This window comes from Arthrobacter sp. NQ7 (genome assembly GCF_029581595.2).
GTDB lineage: Bacteria > Actinomycetota > Actinomycetes > Actinomycetales > Micrococcaceae > Arthrobacter > Arthrobacter phenanthrenivorans_B.
The window spans coordinates 153,589-175,707 of the sequence record NZ_JARFXU020000005.1 but is presented as its reverse complement, the minus strand read 5'-3'; the positions used below and the strand labels follow the sequence as shown (position 1 = coordinate 175,707).

Genomic DNA, 22,119 nt, shown 5'->3' with positions numbered 1-22,119 from the left:
CTCTTCCAGCCGCAAAAGGTAGCATGGGGCTCGTGACGCAGACCTCGACGCGGCCCGCGCGGCCCTGGATCAGCCGGCCGGATGAGGCCTTCACGTTCGAGGCCCTGCGTGCACGGCTCATCGGTCCCGGCCCCGCGTGGCGGGACTATCCGCCGTCGCTTAGGCTCTGGTTCATCCTGGTCCCCGTCCTGACGGCAGTGGCCGGGGGTCTCCTGCGGTTCATCCGCCTCGAGGTGCCGCACAAGCTCGTATTCGACGAGACGTACTACGTCAAGGATGCCTATTCGTACCTGATCAGCGGCTATGAACGCAGTTGGCCGGACAAAGCGAATGATGCCTTCAATGCCGGCAATCCCGACGTCCTGCTGACCACTCCCGAATACGTGGTCCACCCGCCGGTGGGCAAATGGATGATCGCGGCGGGCATGTGGCTTTTCGGGCCCGAAAATCCATTTGGCTGGCGCTTCGCGGCGGCGCTCACCGGCACCCTTACCGTTCTCCTGGTCGCGCTGATCGCCCTGAAACTGTTCCGTTCCCTGCCGCTGGCCGGCGCCGCCGGCCTGCTCCTGGCCATCGACGGCCACCACCTGGTGATGTCCCGGACATCGCTGCTGGACATCTTCCTCACGTTCTGGATCCTTGCCGCCTTCGGCGCACTCCTGATGGACCGCGACGACGGGCGGCGGCGGCTGGCCGCCCGCTTGGCGCACGCCGCGGCGGCCAACGGCGGGCAACCGCCGGCCGGCGCGCTGCTGGCCGGCCCGTGGTTGGGCCTGCGGTGGTGGCGGGTGGCTGCGGGCGTCTGCCTGGGCCTGGCCGTGGGAACCAAATGGTCCGGCCTGTTCTTCCTCGCCGCATTCGGCCTCCTCACCGTGCTGTGGGACCTCAACGCGCGCCGGGTGGCAGGGATCCAGGGCTGGATCAGCGGCGGCATTATCCGCGACGGCATCCCCGCGTTCCTCAGCATGGTCCCGGTGGCGGGGATGGTCTATTCCGCCACCTGGACCGGCTGGTTCCTGTCGGACGACGCCTACTACCGCCATTGGGCCGAAAGCAACCCCTCCGCGGAATGGGGATGGCTTCCCGATTCCGTCCGGTCCCTGGCCCACTACCACCTGGAAGCGTACAAGTTCCACCAGGGCCTCAGTTCGGAGCACCCCTACCAGGCCAGCGCATGGAGTTGGCTGGTGATGGGCCGGCCCACGTCGTTCTTCTACGAATCCCCGCAGCAGGGCACCCCGGGCTGTGCAGTGGAAAAGTGCACCTCGGCCATCCTGTCCGTGGGGAACCCGCTGATCTGGTGGGCGGCCGCCATTGCGCTGGTGGTCCTGCTGTTCTGGTGGGTGGGACGGCGGGACTGGCGTGCCGGGGCTGTGCTGGCGGGCGTCGCCGCCGGCTACCTGCCGTGGTTCATGTACCCGGAACGGACCATGTTCTACTTCTACGCGGTGTCTTTCGAGCCGTTCCTGGTGCTGGCCCTGGTGTATTGCCTGGGGCTGGTCCTGGGCAGGGCCGGCGACCCGCCCTGGCGCCGGCGCTCGGGACTGTACCTGGTGGTCCTGTTCCTGGCCGCGGCCGCCCTTTTGTCGGCGTTTTTCTACCCGATCTGGACCGCCGAAGTGATCCCCTACGTCGACTGGAAAGTCCGGATGTGGATGCCGTCCTGGATCTAGGGCAGGATGGCAACAGATACCTGAAGGAGCCGCTGCCGCGGCGTGGCAGCGGAAACGGAGACCTGTTGTGAGAGAAGCGAGCACGGAACTGCTGGTGGAGCTGGACGCCAACAGCAACGTGACTGACCTGCTGCTGGAGCAGCACGCCGCCAACCCAACCCGCGCCCTGTACCGGCGGAAGGGGCCCAACGGCTGGGTGGACGTGCCCGTGCAAAAATTCCTCCAGGACGTCAGCGCGCTTGCCAAGGGGCTCATCGCCGGCGGCCTGGAGCCCGGTGACACAGTGGCCGTTATGTCCCCCACCTCCTACGAGTGGACCCTGGTGGACTTCGCCATCTGGTTCGCCGGCGGCGTCACGGTACCCATCTACGAAACGTCCTCCCCCAGCCAGATGGAGTGGATCCTCCTTGACGCTGGAGTGCGCCGCGTCTTCGCCGGCGACCGGGCAACAGTGCAGCTGGTCACCAACGTCGTCGCCGGCTCCGCCGAGCTCAGCGACCGCCTGGTCAACGTGGTGCGGATGGATTACGACGGCGAGGCCCCGGACCTTGCCAGCCTCGCCGCTGCGGGCGCCGGGGTCAGCGACGCGGAGTTGGAGCGCCAGCGCAGCCGCGCCGGCCTGGGCGACCTCGCCTCGCTTGTCTACACCTCCGGCACCACGGGCAAGCCGAAGGGCTGTGAGATCACCCATGGGAACTTTGCCCTGGTGGCCAAGAACATCGTGGCGTTCCTGCCCGAGATACTGCAGGAGGGCCCGTCCCGCACCTTGATGTTCCTGCCCCTTGCCCACGTGCTGGCCCGGGCTGTCCAGGTGGTGTGCATGGCCGCCGGTGCAACGCTCGGCCATACGCCCGGGGCCGCGCAGCTGCTCGAGGACCTGGGGACGTTCCGCCCGACGTTCCTGCTGGTGGTGCCGCGCATCTTTGAGAAAGTCAGGGCAACGGCGGCGCACAAGGCAGCTGTGGCAGGCAAGGGCAGGCTCTTCGAGGCTGCAGCAGCAGCCGCCATCGACTACTCGCGGGAACAGGACCGGCAAAGCCGCGGAGAAGGCCCGGGCCCGGGCCTGTTCAGCCGGATGCGGCATGGGGTCTATGACCGGTTGGTCTATCCGCGGCTGCGCCAGGCGCTCGGCGGCGAGGTGGGGTACACCGTTTCCGGGGCCAGTCCCCTTGCCTCCGAGGACGCGCATTTCTTCCGCGGCGCCGGCATTCCCGTCCTCGAGGGTTACGGGCTGACCGAAACGACGGCACCGTGCACGGCCAACACACCGTCACGCACCAAAGTGGGAACGGTGGGCATACCTGTCCCGGGCACCACCATCCGGGTCGCGGAGGACGGCGAAATCCTGGTCAAGGGAATCGGCGTCTTCAGGGGCTACCACCGTAACCCTGCCGCCCAGGCGGAGGCCTTCGTGGACGGCTTCTTCCGGACGGGCGACCTGGGCGAGCTGGACAAGGACGGCTTCCTGACGGTCACGGGCCGGAAGAAGGACCTCCTGGTGACCGCCGGCGGCAAGAACGTGGCACCGGGGCCACTGGAGGAGAAAATCCGCGCCCACCAGCTGGTGGCCCACGCCGTGGTGGTGGGCGACGGCAAGCCCTTCGTGTCAGCGCTGCTGACCCTGGATCCGGAAGGCGTGGCCAACTGGCGCTCGGAGCGGGGCCTGCCGCCGGTGCCCCTCAGCGAAGCGATGGACGACCCCCAGGTCCTGGCGGCGCTGCAGGAGGCCGTGGACCTGGCCAACCAGACGGTGTCCAAGGCCGAGTCGATCCGGAGTTTCAAGCTCCTGGCCGCCGAGTTCACCGTGGAGTCCGGTCACCTGACGCCTTCCCTGAAACTGAAGCGGTCCGACGTCGTAAAGGAGTTCCAGGCGGAGATCGCCGAACTTTACGGCTGATCCACTGTGTCGGCCTTGGCGGGCTTCACCTCAGGCGCGACGCCGCGACGGCGGCGTGTGGGCCAGGTAAAGACCAGCGTCACGATGGAGGCCAGGAGCACCAACCCGGCGATGGCGATGCCGGCATCTATCCAGAACTGGCTGGGGAACAGCCTGATCAACGTGTCGTCCAGGCTGAAGGTCCATGACCCTTCGGCAAAGAAGACCCGGTGGAATTCGGTGAAGAACTGCTGCCAGCCCAGCGCGGCGAGGGTGCCAAGGCCCAGGATCAGGACCAGCATGATGATGGAACCGGCGAAAAGGCCGCGCCGGACGCCGCCGGGGCTGCGCTTGCGCAGGTACAGGATGGCGATCAGTGCAAGGAGGAGCAGAAGCGTCCCGGCACTAAACGTGGACAGGATGACCGCCTTGACGTCCGCCATGTGGCTGACTTCGCCGTCCTTGAACAGTTTCTCGCCTCCCCGGTGCACCAGGTCGCCGAGGTAGCGGGGGCCGGCCCAGTTGCTGAGGTAGTCCACGGCGTAGGAGCCGTAGGTCATCCTGTCGTCGGTGCTGAAGCCGTAGCCGTCACCAGGGAAGCCCGGGCGGTTGTACTCGACCCAGAGGAACAGCGGGCTGGTCACGGCCCGGACGGCCAGGACCAGAAGGATCACGGGGTACATGATGGCCAGCAGGACCTGCATAACGCGCGGCGCCGCCGGTTTGGCGTTCGCGGCGCTTTCCCGCTGGGCGTTGCGGCGCGCCACTTCCTCCTCGGGCGGGCGGACATGCAGCGCAGATGTGGGAAGGGATTCCTTGAAGACCGGTGAACCGGCACCGCCCGGAAGCCCGGTGGAAGCGGCGGCAGACGGAGAGCCGTCTGCAGGACGGCCCGCGGTGGAGGATGCGGGACTGTCGACGGCGGAGGATCCGATGGCGGCTTCCGCCGCCTTCCGGCCGGCCCGGCTTTCCGGCTGCACGGCGTTGCCGGCTTCCGCCTCAGCTGCGGGGGCACCCTTCGCGTCGCCGTCAGTTCCGGCGGTGGCTGGCGCAGGTTCTTCGGCTTCAGCCGGGACGCCGTTCCCCGCAGGACCGCTCCGGAGCCGCTTCCCATCGGCGGCTTTTTCCGTGCCTGGGCTATCCCCGCCGGCGGGCGTCAGCCAGGAGAACGCGGGCTCGTCGGAATCCCCGGATGTGTCCAGGAACGGCTCCGGCTGCGGCACGGCGCTTTTGGCGCGGGCCGGTGTTTCGTCATTCACAGCAGCGTCACTTCCGTTGGGTTCCGCACCGGTCCCAGTGCCGGCGCGATTCATTCTCCTGTCGAGCCTACCGTCCGGGACTTGCACCGGGCGAGGAACCACCCCGGCTGGATTACAACGATTCAGGCAGCGATTTCCGTGTAGCCTGCATCTTCGCGGCGAAGGTCCCCGCGTTCACCGGAGAGGAAGGCACGCCTGCCGAGGAAGAGGACGTACAGCCAATATGCGGCAAGCACAGCCGCGCCGATTCCGATCTTGGCCCAGGCAGGAAGCGGGCTGGGAGTGACGAAGCCTTCCACCAGGCCGGAGACAAACAGCACCAGGACCAGCCCGAGGGCCACGGTGATCAATGACCGGCCTTCCTCCGCCACCGCGCGGCCCCTGGTCCGGGGGCCCGGCGCCACCATGGCCCAGAAGATCCGCAGGCCGGCGGCACAGGCCACAAAGACGGCGGTCAGTTCCATCAGGCCGTGCGGCAGGATGTAGCTGTAGAACACGTCCGACTTTCCGGCTGACGCGAATATCCCGGCGGCGACGCCCACGCCCTGGGCATTGCTGAAGAGGATCATGGGGACCCAGACCCCGGTGATCCCCAAAGCCACCGCCTGGGCGCAGATCCAGGCGTTGTTGGTCCACACGGCACCGGCAAAGGACGCGGCCGGATTTTCCGAGTAGTAGTTGATGAAATCCTGGTCGACGTACTGGGCGGCGGCGGCCTCGGAGGCCACCGCACGGAGCGCCTCGGGGGACGTTCCGATCCAGGCCGCGTACGCTGCAGCAATGATCACGAAGGCTGTTCCGCAGGCAACGGTAAGCCAGGCCAGGCGGTACAGCGCGGCCGGCAGTGCCGCCACAAAGAACCTCGCCAGGTCGGCCATGGCGTTCGAACGCGCGCCGGTGAAACGGGTCCTGGCCAGTGCCAGCGTTGCTGACAGGGAGGCGGACAGCCCGCTTTCGGGCGCCATGGAACGGACCAGGGACAGGTGGCCGGAGGTTGACTGGTAGAGCGCCAGCAATTCGTCGGCCTCGGCGCCGCTGAGCCTGCCCTTACCGGCGAGTTCCTGCAGCCGCGCCCATTTGTCCGCGTTGACGGCGGCAAAGGCATCCATGTCCACGGCTACAGCCTAACGCCCGGCAGTAGACTTTGACCGAACACCATCCGTCCATCCACACACAGCAGCTCCGAAGGGCAGGGACGCAGTGTGAGCCCGATCATCACCGGCGAGGCCGTAGTCCTGGAGCTCCGGCCCGCGAGCTTTGCCGCGCGGGCCCTGGGCCTTGCCATCGACGTCGTCGTCCACGTGGTGCTGCTGATCCTGCTCATGGTTGGCTTGTCCGCCGCCGGCGCGGGTCTGGATCCCGCCGCCGCCCGCGCCCTGGGCCTGGCTGCCGTGGTCTTCAGCCTGGTTGTCGTGCCTGTTGCCGTGGAAACAGTGAGCCGGGGCCGCTCCCTGGGGAAGCTGGCCACGGGCCTGAGGGTGGTCCGCGACGACGGCGGTGCCATCCGGTTCCGGCACGCCGTGATCCGCGGGCTGACCGGATTCCTGGAGATCTACCTGACGTTCGGCGGCCTTGCCTTCGCCGTGGCGCTCTTCAATGACAAGTCGAGGCGGCTCGGGGACCTCCTCGCCGGCACGTATTCGGTGCGCAGCCGGGTGCCGGCCGAGGAGGCCGTCCACGTGTTCGTCCCGCCCCACCTGCAGGCATGGGCGGCAACGGCGGACATCGGCCGTATCCCCGACGCCACCGCCCGCAGGGCGGCCCAGTTCATCCGCCAGGCAGGCAGGATGGTTCCTTTTTCCCGGGCCGGCATGGCGCAATCCATTGCAGCCGAGCTGTCCGCCCACGTGGCCCCGGCCCCGCCGCCCGGGACCGGGTCCGATGACTTCCTGGCCGCCGTCGTCGCTGAGCGGAGGAACCGGGAGTATGCCAGGTTGTCGCAGTTACGCCGGCGGAACACGGAAACGGGGCGCCGTCTCCAGCGCCTGCCCTTCAGCGACTGAATCAGTTGTCGTACTCGCTCCAGGGAATGTTCCAGTCGCCGAACCCGTCGGTGTTCGCCGCGTAGTCGCCTTCGGTGTTGATGATCTGGACCACGTCACCGGTTCCCATGTTGTCGAACACCCACGCCGCGCCGTCGGGCAGGAATCCGATGCAGCCGTGGGAGACGTTGGCGTTTCCGATGTACGGAAACGCGGACTCCAGGGCCTGGTGGATGTAGGCGCCGCTGAGGGTGAGGCGGATGGTGTATTCGACGTCGGCTTCACCGTAGTAGGCGGGGTCATCGGGCTTCAGCCCGATGCTCGCCGCCCTGAAGTGGTCAAAACGGTTCTTCTCCATCAGCACCGCGTATCCCTTGGCGGAGGGGAAGCGCTTGTCGCCCATGCTGACGGGCAGCGTCTTGACCGGCTGGTCATTGACGCTCAGGGTGAATGTGTGTGCCGTGGCGTCAGCGATGGCCACCTTCTTGTCTCCGATGGAGACATTGACTTTCTTGTTGAAATTGGCGATCTGGCCGTTGCCCAAATCGACGCCGAAGAGCTGCATGTCCATGGTCACGGTGGAGTTCGCTGCCCAGAAGTTTTCCGGGCGGTACCGGACCATGGTGTCGCTGTACCAGTGGAACGCCCCCGTCTGTCCGGCCGTGGTGGTGATCTTGATGGCCTTTTCGACGGCGGCCCGGTTGGTGACCGGTTCGCTGAAGATGATCTGGAGCGGCTGCCCAACACCCACTTTCATGCCGTTGAGCGGGTACACGGCGGCGTCGGCCTCGTGCGAGCTGGACACGGTGTTGAAGGACTGGGTGGTGCTGGTCTCGCGTCCTGCAGAATCCTTGACCACGTATGTGTAGCTGTACTCGGTATTGAAGTCCAGGGGGGCGGTGGCAGACCACGCCGTCCCGCTGGGATCGATACTGCCGTCGACGGTTTTGCCGGCGGTGCTGGCCAGGGTGACGCGCTGGATGGTTCCGTTGGCCACCTTGAGTGAAACGGGAGCGGCAGGATTGACCTGTTTGGCACCGTTGGCCGGGGCCGCGTCCAGGGCCACCGGCGGCACTACGGGCAAGGCGATGCCCGGTGAGGTCCGCAGTGCGGAGCCTGCCTCCGATTCAAGCGGTCCGCCGGCAAGGTCAGGAGCGACGGCGGCGAAAACCCCGCCCACGGCCGCCAGGACACAGACGGCGGCGACGGCGAGGATTTTCGTGGCAGTCCCCCGGCGGCGGGGCTTTACATCAGGCTCCATGATTTCGATCCTACGTGCAGGACGTAACAGCCCGGGCGCTGAACTGCGCCCGGGCCCTTACGGCTCAGTAACGATAGTGCTCAGGCTTGTACGGGCCCGCAGCGTCGATGTCCAGGTACTCTGCCTGTTCCTTGGTCAGTTCCGTGAGCTCCACGCCCAGGGCGTCCAGGTGCAGCCGCGCCACCTTCTCATCCAGGACCTTGGGCAGCACATAGACCTGGTTCCCGTACTCGTTCTGGTCCCGCTTCGTCCACAGTTCGATCTGCGCGATGGTCTGGTTGGCGAACGAGTTGCTCATGACGAACGACGGATGCCCGGTCGCGTTGCCCAGGTTCAGCAGCCGGCCCTCGGAGAGAACGATGATGGAGCGCTCCGTGCCGGTGCCTTCATCAAAGACCCATTCGTGGACCTGGGGCTTGATTTCGACCTTCTTGACACCGGGGATGCGGGCGAGGCCGGCGATGTCGATCTCGTTGTCGAAGTGGCCGATGTTGCCCACGATGGCCTTGTTCTTCATGCCGGCCATGTGTTCGGCCAGGATGACGTCCTTGTTGCCGGTGGTGGTGATGAAGATGTCGCCCTGGGCCAGGACTGATTCCAGCTTGGCCACCTGATAGCCGTCCATGGCGGCCTGCAGTGCGCAGATGGGATCGATCTCGGTGACGATGACGCGCGAACCCTGGCCGCGCAGCGCTTCCGCCGCCCCCTTGCCGACGTCGCCGTAGCCGCAGACGACCGCGACCTTGCCGCCCATGAGGACGTCCGTGGCACGGTTGATGCCGTCCGGCAGGGAGTGGCGGATGCCGTACTTGTTGTCGAACTTGCTCTTGGTTACGGAGTCGTTGACGTTGATGGCGGGGAAGAGCAGCTTGCCCTGGTCGGCCAGCTGGTACAGGCGGTGCACGCCGGTGGTGGTTTCCTCGCTGACGCCCTTGATCGTGGCCGCGGTCCGGGTCCACTTCTGCGGGTCGGCGGCGAGGGAACGGCGAAGCACCTCGAGGAAGATGCCGTATTCCTCGGAATCCTCAGGGTCGGCTGAGGGAACGTTGCCCACGGCCTCGAATTCGACACCCTTGTGGACCAGCATGGTGGCGTCGCCGCCGTCGTCGAGGATCATGTTGGGGCCAAGCTCAGGGTTGGTGTCGGCACCGGGCCAGGTGAGGATCTGCTCGGCGGTCCACCAGTATTCTTCAAGGGTTTCACCCTTCCAGGCGAAGACCGGGACGCCCTGGGGATCCTCAACGGTGCCCTTGCCCACAACAACGGCCGCCGCGGCTTCGTCCTGGGTGGAGAAAATGTTGCAGGAGGCCCAGCGGACCTCTGCGCCAAGGGCAGTGAGCGTCTCAATCAACACCGCGGTCTGCACCGTCATGTGCAGCGAACCGGCGATCCGGGCGCCCTTGAGCGGCTGGCTGGCACCGAACTCCTCACGGAGGGACATCAGGCCGGGCATCTCGTGCTCCGCCAGCCGGATCTGGTGCCGGCCGGCTTCCGCCAGGGAGATATCGGCGATCTTGTACTCAAAAGTCATGGGTGGTCCTTTGCTTGGTCCGGGTCCTGGTCCAGTCCCCGTTCGGCTCTTCTTGTGCGGGCGGATGCGGGTGGGCTACTGCTGTGCCACGGCGGGATCGTGCTGGTCCGAACCTGCCGAGAGTGCTGCAGCGAGCAGCTCCGGGGGCAGCAGCAGGGGAATCCCGTCCTCGATGGCGTAGCGGTTCCTGGCCCCCGTCTCCCCGGCTGCGGTGGCCACGAGTTCGTCCCCCTCCTGGACCAAGGGCGAGCCGGTCACGGGGCATCGCAGGACGGACAGCAGCTCGGGACTGATCTTTGGCATTTGTTCATGCTCCCTGGCGGGCGCGCTCGCGCCGGTGGCGGAAAAGATGTGCAGCATCCAGCCTACCGCCAGACGGGGGTCAGGAAGGTTCGCGCAGGACCCGCAGGTGGCCCCTGCGAACCCCCTCGCTGCCCGCCGGCGCCTCAAGGGCAGAATGGTGGGCGCGCTGGGCGGGTGGCTGGGCCTCGGGCGGAAGCGCGGCGGCGTCGCGGACCGCGTTCGCCAGTGCCAGCAGGTCATCGGGTCCGGGCTGCTGGGGTGTGGAGGGCATGGCCAGGCGCAGGACCTCCCAGCCCCGGGGGACGGTCAGCGAATCAGCGTGCTGCTCACAGAGGTCGTAGCAGTGCGGTTCCGCGTAGGTGGCCAACGGACCCAGGACTGCGGTGGAGTCTGCGTAGACGTACGTCAGGGTGGCCACCGCCGGCTGGCGGCAGGCAGACCTTGAACACTGACGAATAGCTCCCACGACATCACAGACTACCCCTTCGACGCTCAAAAGCCGCGCATTGCGGGCTGGCCGACGCGCCCCCGCCGCTGCGGCGATGTATCGCCTAAACGCGCCACCGGGTTTACAGTCAATGTATGCAGTCATCGAACCATGAATCAGATTTTTCGGTCCGGTTGGCTGACCCGGATGCCCCCACGGGCCCGGGTGTGGAGACTGCCGGGAGAAGCTTCTTCAGGCGGCGCCGGAACCGTCATGGACGTGGGCTCAGGGGCGAGGTAATGCTGCCCACCCACCCCGGATTCCGCAGCCGCGCCGACCGCTTCGACGATATGGTGCTGGACTCCGCCCAGCGGCTGCACGATATCTGGGGCAAGACGCTCGACGGCGTCCGGTTCGGCGTCGACGAAATCCCCCCGGACCTCGAACAGCTGGCTGCCAACGCCTCGGCCGCACCCATGGGCGCCTACACCCCCGCTGCCGGTGGTGAGGGTCCGATGATTACGGTGTACCGGCGGGTGGTGGAACAGGCCTGCTCCAGCGTCGAAGAGCTCCAGGACCTGGTCCACGACGTCGTGGTCGAACATACCGCGGAAATGCTGGGCGTGGCACCTGAGACGCTGGACCCGGTCTACCGCCGCCGTTACTGACGCGGGCGTACCGTGGGCGGGGTCGCGGGACTTCGGCTGGGCTAGGAGCCCAGGCTGACCGGAACGGTCTCCTGGCCCGCAGCAGCCGGCAGGAAGCCCAAGGCTGAGACGTCGTTGCGGCCATCCTGCCCCAGCAGCACCGCCCCGTAGGCCGCGTCACCGGAGGCCGACACCACGTACCCCACAACGTCGGCCCCATCGGCCTGTTCCGGGACGGCAATGGAAGCGGTTGTCCCGCCGGCAATGTCGGCGGTGGCGTTGGCACGCACCTTCCCGTCGGCGGTGATGGGGGCGTAGGTGATGGTGGCCCTGGCGTCCAGCGCCCCGAACACCAGTTGCCGGAGGCCGCCCTTCGGCACCGGGATGACGTGCTGGCTCCCGAGCCGGACCGCGGATGCGGCCCATGCCACGTCCAACGCCTGTCCCGGCTGCAGCCCACGGCCCATGCGCGTGGCGGCGACGATGGAGACGTCGGACGAGGCCTCGACGGTGTACTGGCCCGCGGGCACGCCGGCCAGCGGCACCTCGGTGGTCGATCCGGCTTTCGCGGTGATCACGCCGCCGGATGGAAGCGCATGCTGGCCGTCGCGTCCGTACAGTTTGATCTCCACCACGGCGTCGGCTGCACCGGGAACCGTCAGCTCCAGGGCAGGCCCGGCGTCCTTGTACCCGGCCTGGGCCGTCAGGGCAGCAACCGCGGCGGGGTCCTGGATGTCCACGCCGGTCATGACCTGGCGGAGGGCAGGCGCAGTGCCTGGGCTGATGAAGTCCACGCCCCCGGGTGTGAGCCCGCGCAGTACGCTTTGCTGGATGGTGGCCGCGACCGGACCGCCCGCGCTGCGGACATGCACGCTGAGCTGTGCCTCGTTGGGTGCCAGGCCTGCGAGGACCACGCTGCGCGTGGTGCCGGGGGCAACGAGGAGTCCACGGCTGCCGGGCGCCTGGATCTGGCCGCCTGAACCGAACAGTTCAAGGCTCACGGTTGCCGGGGTGCTGGAGGCGTTGGTGAGGGCCAGCACGGAGGTGCGGCCAACCACGGTGCTGGCACCGGCCAGCCACTGGTCGTTCAAGGGTTGCGAGCAGGACGCAGCGGCGCTGCCCTGGAGGTCGCCGTCGGTCGCGGTGTATTTCATGGCACCTGCTGCCGACGCGTTCTGGTTGGCCACGGCGTCGGCGCGAAGGACGTTAACCTGGTCCACCGTGCGGTCGGCCACCACCCCGGCAAGGAGTTCCTGGGGAGTGCCGGCAGCAGGCGTTGGGCCGGGAGCTTTGGCAATGTCGACGGCGGCCGTTCCGTCGAGGCGTGCGAGCCGGCTTCCGGGCAGCACACCTCCGGCACTGAGCACAGCCGCGCTGACCCTGGTTGCTGCCGTTGCGGACTCGGGGCGGAACTGGGCGTCGGTGCCGGCGTCGGTGCCTTCCAGCAGCCGGGCCGGACCGGGGCACACGCCCACGCTGGCCCCGGCGGGAACGGCGGCCTGGGCCGCCGGCACGGCCCGGCTGGAGCCGGGCCCGGGCACGGCAGTCCCTGCGGCCACTACCGCTCCCGCTGCCGCGAAGATCAGGACGCCGGCTGCCACTCCGGCCACGGAGGCAGCACGGGTGTTGCCGCCCGGCAGGCGGGTGGAACCCCCGCTGGACGGTTTCCTTCCCCTGCCTTTCCCGGAGTCAGGGCCCGGCTTTTCAGCCGGGCCCGGGTTTGCACCCGTTGATTCCGCAGCGGCCGCACTTTGGGCAGCGGCCGGTGGGGTGTGCTCATGCATGCTGGTGTTCCTTACGCAGGGAGCCCTCGTCACGGGAAAGGCCGGTCCGCGGCCGCTGGGCCGGCATGGGGATGGCGAGGATGACGGTCAGGCCTATCACCGTGATCTGGGCGGCAGCCGCCCAGAATGTCCAGGGGTTTTCGTAGCGGACGGTCAGCTGGCCGGCAGAGGCCGGAAGCGTAAAGGCCTGGGACCAGCCGGACGTCGTGGCGGTCAGCTTTCGGCCGTCAAGCCACGCGCTCCACCCGGGGTCGGCACGCTCGGCAAGGACCACCAGCCTGCCCTCCGGGCCTGCAGGGACAGCGGCGTCGACGTCGACCGTTCCGGAGGCGACCAGATTCGTGGCGGCACCGCGGGGATCCACGATGCGCACACGGTGGGCGACCTCCGCTGCCTGGAGCACGGCCTGGTTCAGCGGGCTGATACGCCACAGCCACCCGACATCGGTTTGCCCCACGGCTACGAGGCCGGGCACGGCGTCCATCCTGCTGGCGGTCAGTTGGGCGGCGGTGTCCGCCGAGCGCAGCACCACGAATCCGACACCCAGCTGTTCGAGGTCTGCCCGGGGGTCAACGCCCTGGCCCGCAACCATGGTGGCGACGACGCGCCGGACAGCTGCAGTGACGTCGTCGTCCTCACGCACCTCCTCCGCGCCCGGCGTACCTATGATGTTCCGCGCGGAGGCGATGGCCGAGAGGCTGTCCAGCGTTGTACCGGAACCACGCATCAGTGACGCGTTGTAGGTACCGTCATCGCCGGTGCTGAGCAGAAGGGTCCGGGTCTGTTCAGGCCCGGTCCCGCGGTCGATGGCTGTCGCGGGGAGGGAGCGCCCCGCGGTGGCTTCCACCAGCCGCGGAGTACCCAAGGCTCCCCCGGGTGCGTCAGGTGCCGAACCGGGAGCGGCGGAGGCTTCCCGGACAGCCGTGCCGGTGGGATTTGCCGCAGCTGCGGGACGAAGCAGGTTTTGCGCTGACCACGCAGCCATTCCAGCCAGTGGCCCGGCCAGCAGCAGCACCAGGCCCAGCGCAACGGCTGCGCGGGCGGCTGTCCTGGGTTTGGTTCCGTTCGCCGTTGGCCGTTGGGCTGCGGCGAGCAGTTGTTCACACCCAAGGAGTGCCGCGGAAAGGAGCGCAAAGGAAGCGGCGGAAACCGCGGGGCCGGTGAAAGGCGTCACCATCACGCCCGCGTTCAGGCCGGTGGCCACGTGGCCGGCCAGCCAACTGGCGGCCAGGGCGAGTACGGCAGCAAGCCAAAACCAGCTCGCGGTCCGTGACCGGCGGCCCGGGCTGAAGAGCCCGACAATGGCGAGGAACAGCATCGGCACCGCGATGAGCAGTGCCAGCAACAGGCCCCAGGGGACGGAGCCGTCTGCGAACAGGGCGAGCCCGCGGAGGCCCCGTGCGGGGTCGAAGGCAAGCGGCTGGCCCAGAAGCTGCTGCCAGAGCGGGGCCGCGTCAAAGCCGAGGGGCAGACCGGGATCGGCCAGGAGGGCGCGTGGCCGGTCCAGGGTGGACAAGGCGAAGGGAATGAACAAGGCTGCACTGGGCAACAGCGCCCACCACACTGTCCGGCCGCGCCGGCCCAGCAGGATGCCACAGAGCACGATCACCACGGTAGCCGGGACCAGCAGGGATGGTGCCGCTGCCGTGGTGACCGCCAGCGCCAGGCCGGCGGCCGCTGCAGCCGTCCATGAGGGCACGCCGTTGATGCCCGCTTTGGCCGGGGGCTGTTCGTCGGGCCGGACGTCAGGAGCGGATGCGGCGTTGAAGCGGCCATGGCCGACGGCCGATCCGGTTGCCCGCAGCAGGCCCAGGACGACCAGCGGCAGCATGATGTGCGCGATCAGCGCGCCCGCCCGTCCCTGGTTGAGGGCAGCCTGGAGCGCCGGTGCGGCAGCCCACGTCACGGCGGCGACGAAGCGGAGGCGGCGGCGTACCGTCACTCCGCCGGCTGCGAACCAGGCTGTGAGTCCGGCCAGCGGGGCGCCAAGGAGCAGCAGCCACGCCATGGCTGGGTTGGCGTCGCCTGCCCCGAGCACGCCGATGATCCAGAGGACATAGTCAAAGGGGTCGCCGTGGCCGGGAAGGCCTGCACCCAGGCTGACCCACCAGCTGGACGCGTTGTGCCAGATGTCCCCCAGGCCGGCGGAGACGGGAATCAGGGCTCCCCCGGTTACGGCGGCAGCACGGAACAGTCCTGTCAGGGCAAGGAGCGATGCCACCGAGGCGATGATGACGGCGGCCAGTGCGCCGTTGCCCACCCAGCCGCGCTTACTCGTGGCGAGGGCGGCAAAATCGTCTGATGCATCACCGGTGGGCTGGTGCGCCAGCGGGTCCTGCACCAGGTGGTCGGCGGCGGAGCCGTCCGATCCCAGCGCCTCCATCAAGGACCGGCGATGGCTCCACACTTCCCGGCGGGGCGTCTGGAGTTTGCGGATGACGGAGCGCCGAATGCGCCGTGTACGCTTTGCGGCCCGCCGTGCCTTCGCAACGGCGTCCGGCCGGCCCAGGGCCGCGCAGGTGGCGAGGAGCTGGGAGATGCCATGGCCGGGATCCTTGACCACGATGCTCAGGACCAGCTTGAAGATGCTTCCCAGCAAGGCACCGACCGCGTGTACGGGCACCATCCACAGCGGGCTGTGCTTCAGGCGCAGGTGGACCTGGGCCTTGCGTGCCGCGGAGGGATTTCCGAGCGCCTGCGGGCGGTGCGCAACGTGGAACATCCGGGCTGCCGGAACCACCACGACGCGGTGGCCGGCGAGGCGGTTGCGCCAGCAGAAATCAACGTCGTCGCCGCTGCCCGGCAGGGCTGGGTCGAAACCGCCCAGCCCCTCCCAGACGTCGCGGCGCACCAGCATGCCTGCGGAGTTCACGGCAAAGGTGTCGGTGCGGCCGTCGTACTGGCCCTGGTCCATTTCGTCGGCGTCGATGAGCGTGAGGCGTTCGGCCCACCTGCTGGTGGAAAGGCCTACGTCCAGCAGCCGCCGCGGCGAATGCCAATCCAGTTGCTTGCAGCCGGCAACAGTGACGGACGGGGCACGTTCCACCGCCCCGAGCAGTTCAGCGAGTGCTTCCGGCGCTGGTGCAGCGTCATCGTGCAGGAGCCAGATCCATTCGGTCCTGCCTTCCTCCGTGTTTCCGTTGAACGGGGACAGCGATGCCAGCGCAGCAGAGACGGCGGAACCCATGCCGCCTTTGCCCCGGGGATGGCTGACGACCCCTTCCTCACCCAGGGCCTGGGTGAGGACGCCGTAGGAGTCGTCGGCGGATCCGGTGTCCACGCCGATGGCGCGGTCGACCGGCCGGGTCTGGGCCGCCAGGGCTGAAAGGGTTCTGGGCAGATAGGCACTGCCGTTGTGGGCGACCACAACGGCAGTGACATGGACATCCTGAAGAATTAGATTGCTCGCTTCCTTAGCCGCCGGCGCTCACGCTCGGACAGGCCTCCCCAGATGCCAAACCGCTCGTCATTGGCCAGCGCGTACTCCAGGCACTGCGACCTGACGTTGCAGGCGCCGCACACCTTTTTGGCATCGCGGGTGGAGCCGCCCTTTTCGGGGAAGAAGGCTTCCGGATCGGTCTGTGCGCACAGAGCGTCAGTCTGCCAGCCCAGCTCACCTTCGTCGTCGAAGTCCTGCTGCAGCGGCAACCCAATCCACACCGGCTGGGGGGTCCCGGCTGCGGCGAGCTCCATTGGAGGATCAAGATCGTCTTCGGGTTCCGCGCCGCCGTCAAGGAGCGCTTCGTGCGCTGCAAGGAACGCCGTGGCCTGGTCCTCCAGGACGCTGGTGGAATTCCTGTTATACCGCTCTGCAGCATCAGGATCGGCGGGATCCACGTACCAATCACTTGGCACCCCCCGCGCACGGTACTTTGCCGTTGCCTGGCCGGCTACGACGGCATCTTCCTGGATACGCTCTGCTTGCCCCACGGCGACCCTCCTGATGTTTCAGCCACTGCCTGGATACGTGGACACTCGGTTGTGTGCCGGTATTTACGCAATTGCTTTAGATACCTAATTACACGTGTGTAACTAGGGTGAGTCAAGCCGTTGCCGGGATAATAGACAGTCGCAGCGAAGAAATTTGCGCACGCCACGCCCGGGATTTTGGCCCGGCCCGCTGGCGCCGGTGCCTCAACACCGCCCTTCGGGGAGGAATGGGCGGACAGATGTCCGTACTGGCGCGAAAAATACCCGCCCGGGGCGCAAATAGCAAGCACGCTTAGCAAAGCCCGTGATTAACATCACATTGGCGCTGTTGGTCGGATGCGTGACGCGGAGGCGGATGACCCCGGGTTTCCCGAGTGGCAGGATGAAGCCATGACGACTATCCCCGTAATCGACCTCATGGGCAGCCTGCGATCCGGCAATTCCACTGCGCCGCGACTGACGTGGTACGGACCGGACGGGGAACGGGTGGAACTGTCCGGCCGGGTGTTGGACAACTGGGTGGCGAAAACCAGCAACCTGCTCCAGGACGAACTGGACGCCGAGCCCGGCATGCGGCTGCGGCTGGCGCTGCCGGCCCATTGGAAAGCCATGGTCTGGGCGCTGGCCGGGTGGCAGTTGGGACTGGAGGCTGTCCTCGACGGCGGCCCGGCGGACTTCCTTGCCACGGACGACCCGGACGGGGCAAGGGAGCAGTACGACGCCGTCGTTGCGGTAGCGCTTCCCGCCCTCGCCATGCGCTGGCCAGGGGACCTTCCCGGCGGGTGGCTGGACTACGCCGCTGAGGTGCGCTCCCACGGGGACGTCTTCATGGCGCATTCGGACCCCGATCCGTCGGCGGCCGCCGTCCACACCGGTGACGGGCGCACAATCCTCCACCGGGAGCTGATCACGGATTTTGCCCAGCCGCACAGTGAAGGCACCAGGCTGCATGTGCCCGCCGCCGACGGCCTGGAAGCGGCCCTGGCCAATGCCCTGGGAGCGTGGCAGCAGGGCGGGTCGGTGGTGCTGACCCACCCGGACGTGGCGCTCACGGACAAGCTCCTCGCGGCCGAGCGCATCCACGGCGCGTAGCCCGGGACGAACGGACCGCGCTCCGCGGCGGAATGCCTCCAGAATGGTGCGGCGAGCCACGCCTTGCCGGTTGCCGGGCGGCGAGCCCCGTCTTGCCGGTGGAAGGCCCGGGCAGGCGGTGTCCTAGGCCTTGGGGCCGCCCTCGGCGGGCGCGGAAGCCGGGCGTTCGGCTGCCTGTGCGTGTTCCTTGTGGGGATGCGCTTCGAGGATCTCGTGGTCGTGGGAGAACTCCGGCTCCTGGTCCAGTTCCTGGTTGAACACCAGGAAGCGGTACGCGAAGAAGCGGACGACGGTGGCCACCAGGATGCCGGCGACCCCGGCGAGGAACAGCAGGTTCTTGTCGTCAATACCCAGCCCGTATTTGGCCAGCGCCGTGAACCCGGTGGAAATGCCGATGCCAATGCCGTTGATGATGACGAACATGACAAACTCGCGGAGCACGTTGGCCTGGCGCCGGTGGCGGAAGGTCCAGAAACGGTTCGCAATCCACGAGAAGACGGTGGCTACCGTGGCACCGACGAACCGGGCCTTCGCCTCGCTGTCGGACATGGGGCCGTGCATCAGGTAATAGGTCAGGCCGTTGTCGATGACGAACGCCACACCGCCAACCGCACCAAACTTGGCCACCTCGCGCCAAAAGAGTGAGGCGAGCCCCCGGATACGATCTGCAAGTGCGCTAAACATGACCCTCCATGGCCGTCCGAACTGTGGGCCACTCGGCCAAGGGTCCATTTTAGCCCCCAAAGCTTGGAGTATGCCCCGGACAGCAGGTGGCCAATGCCACCTCCAGGGGAAATCCCCCGCGCCCACCGGGCCATAAAAGCGGGATCGTGCCCGTCTTCGGTAGGCTGGCAGATGTGACTTTTCCAGTGATAGGCGTGGTTGGCGGCGGCCAGCTCGCGCGAATGATGGCCCCTGCCGCTACAGCACTTGGCTTTGAACTCCGTGTCCTCGCCGAGGGTGAGGACGTCTCAGCGGTCTCAGCGGTGCCCGCCACGCCGGTGGGTGACTATAAGGACCTCCAGACGCTCCTGGACTTTTCCCAGGGGCTGGACGTGATGACGTTCGACCATGAGCATGTGCCGACCTCCCATTTGCGTGCCCTCCAGGAGGCCGGGGTCAATGTGCAGCCAGGTCCCGATGCCCTGGTCCACGCCCAGGACAAACTGGTCATGCGTGCCGCCATCGACCGCCTGGAACTCCCGAACCCCGCCTGGGCGTCCGTGGCGGACGTGGACGCGCTGGTTCGGTTCGGCGAGGAAACCGGCTGGCCTGTGGTCTTGAAGACCCCCCGCGGCGGATACGACGGCAAGGGTGTCAGGATCGTGGCCTCGCCGGAGGAAGCCGCCGAGGCCGCTGACTGGTTCGCCGCCATGAGTCCCCTCCTTGCCGAGGCGAAGGTCGAATTCACCCGTGAACTCTCCGCGCTCGTGGCGCGGACCCCCGACGGCGAGGCCCGGGCCTGGCCGGTCGTGCACACCATCCAGGTGGATGGTGTCTGCGACGAGGTGATTGCGCCGGCACTCGACATCCCGCTGGAGGTCGCCGCCGCCGCGGAGGACGCCGCCTTGCGCATCGCGGCCGAACTGGACGTAACCGGCGTCCTGGCCGTTGAACTCTTCGAAACTCCGGGCACCGGAGCAGGGTTCCTCATCAATGAACTGGCCATGCGGCCGCACAACACGGGCCACTGGACCCAGGACGGCTCCATCACCAGCCAGTTCGAGCAGCACCTCCGCGCTGTCCTGAACCTGCCCCTGGGCGCCACCGACGCACTGGCACCGGTAACGGTCATGAAGAACTTCCTGGGCGGCGGAAACCAGGACCTCTACTCCGCCTACCCCATGGCGCTGGCGGCCGAACCGGCTGCCAAAGTCCACTGCTACGGCAAATCCGTCCGGCCCGGACGTAAGATCGGCCATGTCAACCTGGTGGGCGCATCCACCGCGGAAGTTGAGTCGGTCCGCCGCCGCGCCGCCGCCGTGGCGGGAATCATCCGCGACGGCCGGGTCGGCACCGAAGAAGCATCCGTAATCTTTGAGGAGAACGCATGAGCGCCGAAGCCACCCCAGCCGCCGGTTCCGGCGCCGGCCCCCTGGTGGGGCTCGTCATGGGTTCAGATTCGGACTGGCCTGTCATGGAGGCCGCGGCTGACGCCCTTGCCGAGTTTGGCATCCCCTTCGAAGCGGATGTGGTCTCTGCCCACCGGATGCCCACCGAGATGATCCGGTACGGCCAGACCGCCCATGAACGCGGCCTCCGCGTCATCATCGCCGGCGCCGGCGGCGCTGCCCACCTTCCCGGCATGCTCGCCAGTGTCACACCGCTGCCCGTGATCGGGGTTCCCGTCCCCTTGAAGACCCTGGACGGGATGGATTCCCTGCTGTCCATCGTCCAGATGCCGGCGGGCGTCCCCGTGGCGACGGTCTCGATTGCGGGCGCCCGCAACGCAGGTCTCCTGGCCGTGCGGATGCTCGCGTCCGGAACGGACGAACTGGCTGCCTCCCTCCGCCGGGACCTCCTGGATTTCGCCGCCGACCTTAACGCCGTCGCCTCCCGCAAGGGCGCAAACCTGCGGCAGAAAGTCAGTGAAGTCTTCCCCGGCGGCTCCAGCGCACCTCGGGGCAGCCGTTAGGGCGGCGGACATGGCCAGCAGCAGCAGCGTCCTGAACACCGGCTCCGGTCCGTCCATGACGGACCCGGTCCGTTATCCGGTCAGCGCTTCCTCCGCGGTCCGCACCAAGCGGGCGTTCGTCCTGGTCCTCCTGACGCTGCTGGTGCCCGGCAGCGCTCAACTGGTGGCAGGCGATCGGAAACTGGGACGTGCGGCACTCCGCGTCACACTGTGCGCGTGGGCCGTCCTCCTCCTGGCCGGGGTTCTCCTGCTGGTCGACCGAAGCCTGGCCATCAGCATCATTACCAACCCGGTCACGTCCCTGGTCCTGGTGGTCCTGCTGGCTGCCCTGGCCCTCGGTTGGGCCTTCCTGTTCCTCAATACCCTCCGGCTCATCCGCCCCGTGCTGCTGGCGCCAAAGGCCCGGCCCGGCGTCGGAATTGCCCTGGTGCTGGCTCTGGTCCTGGGCAGCGGCTCCGTGGGCTATTCGGCCTATCTGCTCAACGTGGGCCGCAATGCCATCGGCAGCATCTTCGGTTCGGGCCCTGCCTTGAAACCCGTAGACGGGCGTTACAACTTCCTGATGATGGGCGGCGACGCCGGCGATGACCGTACCGGCCGCCGCCCTGACAGCCTCTCGGTCCTGAGCGTGGACGCCGAGACCGGGCAGACGGCCATTATTTCCGTCCCCCGGAACTTCCAGAATGCCCAGTTCAGCGAGAACTCGCCCATGCGCGCCCTCTACCCCGACGGCTACAACTGCGGCGACGAATGCCTGATCAATGCGATCAACACCGAGGTCACCAACGAGCACGCCGACCTTTACCCGGGCGTGGACGATCCCGGCGCCCAGGCCACGATGGAAGCCGTTTCCGGGACCCTGGGCATGCAGATCCAGGCTTATGTGCTGGTTGACATGCAGGGCTTCTCAACGCTGATCGACGCGATGGGAGGCATCCGGATCAAGGCCGGCGGCTGGGTCCCCATGAGCGGCTATTTCGATGAAGCCACCAAGACCCACGGCATGCCCCTGGGCTGGATCCCCGCCGGTGACCAGACGCTCAACGGCGCCCAGGCCCTCTGGTACGGGCGGTCCCGCGAGTATGTGGACGACTACTCACGCATCCAGCGCCAGCAGTGCGTCCAGCAGGCCATGCTGAAGCAGCTTGACCCGGCCACCCTGCTGTCGAAGTTCGAGGACATCGCCAGCGCCGGCACCAAAGTGGTGGAGTCCAACATTTCCTCGGCCCAGCTCGGCAGCTTCCTTGACCTGGCGATCAAGGCGCGGGGCAAGGACGTCAAGCGGCTCACCATCGGGCCGCCGGACTTTGACCCGTCGTTCTCCACCAACCCCGATTTCGACCAGATCCACGACAAAGTGGACCAGCTCCTGGCCTCGGCGTCCGCCAAGGGCTCCCAGTCGGCCGGCCGATCCGACGATGTGATGGCCGTACCGGCCGCCGGCACCGGACACGTCCAGGCGGCAGCGGCCCTGCCTGCCACGCTGCCCGGAACGGTCACGGCAGCCAAGCAGCCGTCGCCGTCGGACTTCACGCCCGTGACCACCACGCCTGACGGCGAGCCGATCACCGAAGAGATGCTCACCCAGCTCAAACTTGCCGGCGATGAAGAGGCCATCCGCCAGCTCGTGGCCACCAACGGACAGTGCGCCCCGCTCTAGCAGCCGGCCGCAATCCGTCGGCGCCCACCCACCTGCGTCCATCCATCAAGGAACGGAAG

Annotated in this window: 18 protein-coding genes; 8 read left to right on the top strand and 10 right to left on the bottom strand. The window is 67.7% G+C overall.

From position 1 onward, the window contains the following. Positions 1 to 23: 23 nt before the first annotated feature. Entirely contained in the window at positions 24 to 1,673 is a 1,650-nt protein-coding gene (locus PUN71_RS08435) for a dolichyl-phosphate-mannose--protein mannosyltransferase (protein WP_277798037.1), read from the top strand. 67 nt (positions 1,674 to 1,740) lie between these two features. Further along, entirely contained in the window at positions 1,741 to 3,570 is a 1,830-nt protein-coding gene (locus tag PUN71_RS08430; protein WP_277798036.1) for an AMP-dependent synthetase/ligase, read from the top strand. On the opposite strand, the gene PUN71_RS08425 is transcribed toward PUN71_RS08430, so the two are convergent. Together PUN71_RS08425 and PUN71_RS08420 are read right to left on the bottom strand one after the other, a co-directional pair. After that, entirely contained in the window at positions 3,561 to 4,808 is a 1,248-nt protein-coding gene (locus PUN71_RS08425) for a TIGR01906 family membrane protein (RefSeq protein ID WP_277798035.1), read from the bottom strand. The genes PUN71_RS08430 and PUN71_RS08425 overlap by 10 nt on opposite strands. A 122-nt stretch (positions 4,809 to 4,930) precedes the next feature. Next, on the bottom strand, positions 4,931 to 5,923 hold the full coding sequence (locus tag PUN71_RS08420) for a stage II sporulation protein M (protein ID WP_277798034.1): 993 nt from the start codon (positions 5,921 to 5,923) through the stop codon (positions 4,931 to 4,933). An 87-nt stretch (positions 5,924 to 6,010) separates the two neighbouring features. Here PUN71_RS08420 and PUN71_RS08415 point away from each other — a divergent pair, with 87 nt between their 5' ends. Continuing rightward, positions 6,011 to 6,811, top strand: coding sequence for an RDD family protein (locus PUN71_RS08415; RefSeq protein WP_277798033.1), 801 nt, complete (start codon positions 6,011 to 6,013; stop codon positions 6,809 to 6,811). Between the two features lies 1 nt (position 6,812). On the opposite strand, the gene PUN71_RS08410 is transcribed toward PUN71_RS08415, so the two are convergent. The 4 genes from PUN71_RS08410 to PUN71_RS08395 form a co-directional block, all read right to left on the bottom strand. Beyond that, positions 6,813 to 8,051 carry a L,D-transpeptidase gene (locus PUN71_RS08410; protein WP_277798032.1) on the bottom strand — a complete coding sequence of 413 codons (1,239 nt, stop codon included), beginning with the start codon at positions 8,049 to 8,051 and terminating at the stop codon, positions 6,813 to 6,815. A gap of 64 nt (positions 8,052 to 8,115) precedes the next feature. Next, positions 8,116 to 9,582: an adenosylhomocysteinase gene (gene ahcY / locus PUN71_RS08405; protein WP_043454941.1), complete on the bottom strand. Its 1,467-nt coding sequence runs from the start codon at positions 9,580 to 9,582 to the stop codon at positions 8,116 to 8,118. Positions 9,583 to 9,657: 75 nt separating this feature from the next. Beyond that, positions 9,658 to 9,885: a Trm112 family protein gene (locus tag PUN71_RS08400; RefSeq protein ID WP_043454978.1), complete on the bottom strand. Its 228-nt coding sequence runs from the start codon at positions 9,883 to 9,885 to the stop codon at positions 9,658 to 9,660. A 79-nt stretch (positions 9,886 to 9,964) separates the two neighbouring features. Continuing rightward, positions 9,965 to 10,351: a DUF3499 domain-containing protein gene (locus PUN71_RS08395; RefSeq protein WP_043454943.1), complete on the bottom strand. Its 387-nt coding sequence runs from the start codon at positions 10,349 to 10,351 to the stop codon at positions 9,965 to 9,967. Between the two features lie 116 nt (positions 10,352 to 10,467). Between PUN71_RS08395 and PUN71_RS08390 the strand changes: the two genes are divergently transcribed. After that, positions 10,468 to 10,980: a metallopeptidase family protein gene (locus PUN71_RS08390; RefSeq protein ID WP_043454944.1), complete on the top strand. Its 513-nt coding sequence runs from the start codon at positions 10,468 to 10,470 to the stop codon at positions 10,978 to 10,980. 41 nt (positions 10,981 to 11,021) lie between these two features. Here PUN71_RS08390 and PUN71_RS08385 read toward each other — a convergent pair whose 3' ends face one another. The 3 genes from PUN71_RS08385 to PUN71_RS08375 are packed head-to-tail and all read right to left on the bottom strand — an operon-like array spanning position 11,022 to position 16,673. Further along, a complete protein-coding gene (locus PUN71_RS08385; RefSeq protein WP_277798031.1) occupies positions 11,022 to 12,743 on the bottom strand; it encodes a DUF5719 family protein in 1,722 nt (573 codons plus the stop codon). Then, complete coding sequence (locus tag PUN71_RS08380; RefSeq protein WP_502860306.1) at positions 12,736 to 16,110, bottom strand: glycosyltransferase family 2 protein; 3,375 nt, start codon at positions 16,108 to 16,110, stop codon at positions 12,736 to 12,738. The genes PUN71_RS08385 and PUN71_RS08380 overlap by 8 nt, the downstream gene beginning before the upstream one ends. A 29-nt stretch (positions 16,111 to 16,139) precedes the next feature. Further along, a complete protein-coding gene (locus tag PUN71_RS08375) occupies positions 16,140 to 16,673 on the bottom strand; it encodes a WhiB family transcriptional regulator (protein WP_277798030.1) in 534 nt (177 codons plus the stop codon). A 390-nt stretch (positions 16,674 to 17,063) separates the two neighbouring features. Here PUN71_RS08375 and PUN71_RS08370 point away from each other — a divergent pair, with 390 nt between their 5' ends. Continuing rightward, positions 17,064 to 17,765 carry a TIGR03089 family protein gene (locus tag PUN71_RS08370; protein ID WP_277798029.1) on the top strand — a complete coding sequence of 234 codons (702 nt, stop codon included), beginning with the start codon at positions 17,064 to 17,066 and terminating at the stop codon, positions 17,763 to 17,765. A 123-nt stretch (positions 17,766 to 17,888) separates the two neighbouring features. Here PUN71_RS08370 and PUN71_RS08365 read toward each other — a convergent pair whose 3' ends face one another. Next, entirely contained in the window at positions 17,889 to 18,449 is a 561-nt protein-coding gene (locus PUN71_RS08365) for a GtrA family protein (RefSeq protein WP_043454949.1), read from the bottom strand. A gap of 173 nt (positions 18,450 to 18,622) precedes the next feature. Here PUN71_RS08365 and PUN71_RS08360 point away from each other — a divergent pair, with 173 nt between their 5' ends. Genes PUN71_RS08360 through PUN71_RS08350 form a run of 3 tightly spaced genes read left to right on the top strand, consistent with a single transcriptional unit; the run spans position 18,623 to position 22,060 of the window. After that, positions 18,623 to 19,819 carry a 5-(carboxyamino)imidazole ribonucleotide synthase gene (locus PUN71_RS08360; protein ID WP_082007119.1) on the top strand — a complete coding sequence of 399 codons (1,197 nt, stop codon included), beginning with the start codon at positions 18,623 to 18,625 and terminating at the stop codon, positions 19,817 to 19,819. Continuing rightward, positions 19,816 to 20,400, top strand: coding sequence for a 5-(carboxyamino)imidazole ribonucleotide mutase (gene purE, locus PUN71_RS08355; RefSeq protein WP_277798028.1), 585 nt, complete (start codon positions 19,816 to 19,818; stop codon positions 20,398 to 20,400). Before PUN71_RS08360 ends, purE begins: the two co-directional genes overlap by 4 nt. 10 nt (positions 20,401 to 20,410) lie before the next feature. Beyond that, positions 20,411 to 22,060 (top strand): LCP family protein, encoded by a 1,650-nt coding sequence (locus tag PUN71_RS08350; RefSeq protein WP_277798027.1) that lies wholly within the window; start codon positions 20,411 to 20,413, stop codon positions 22,058 to 22,060. Positions 22,061 to 22,119: the final 59 nt, after the last annotated feature.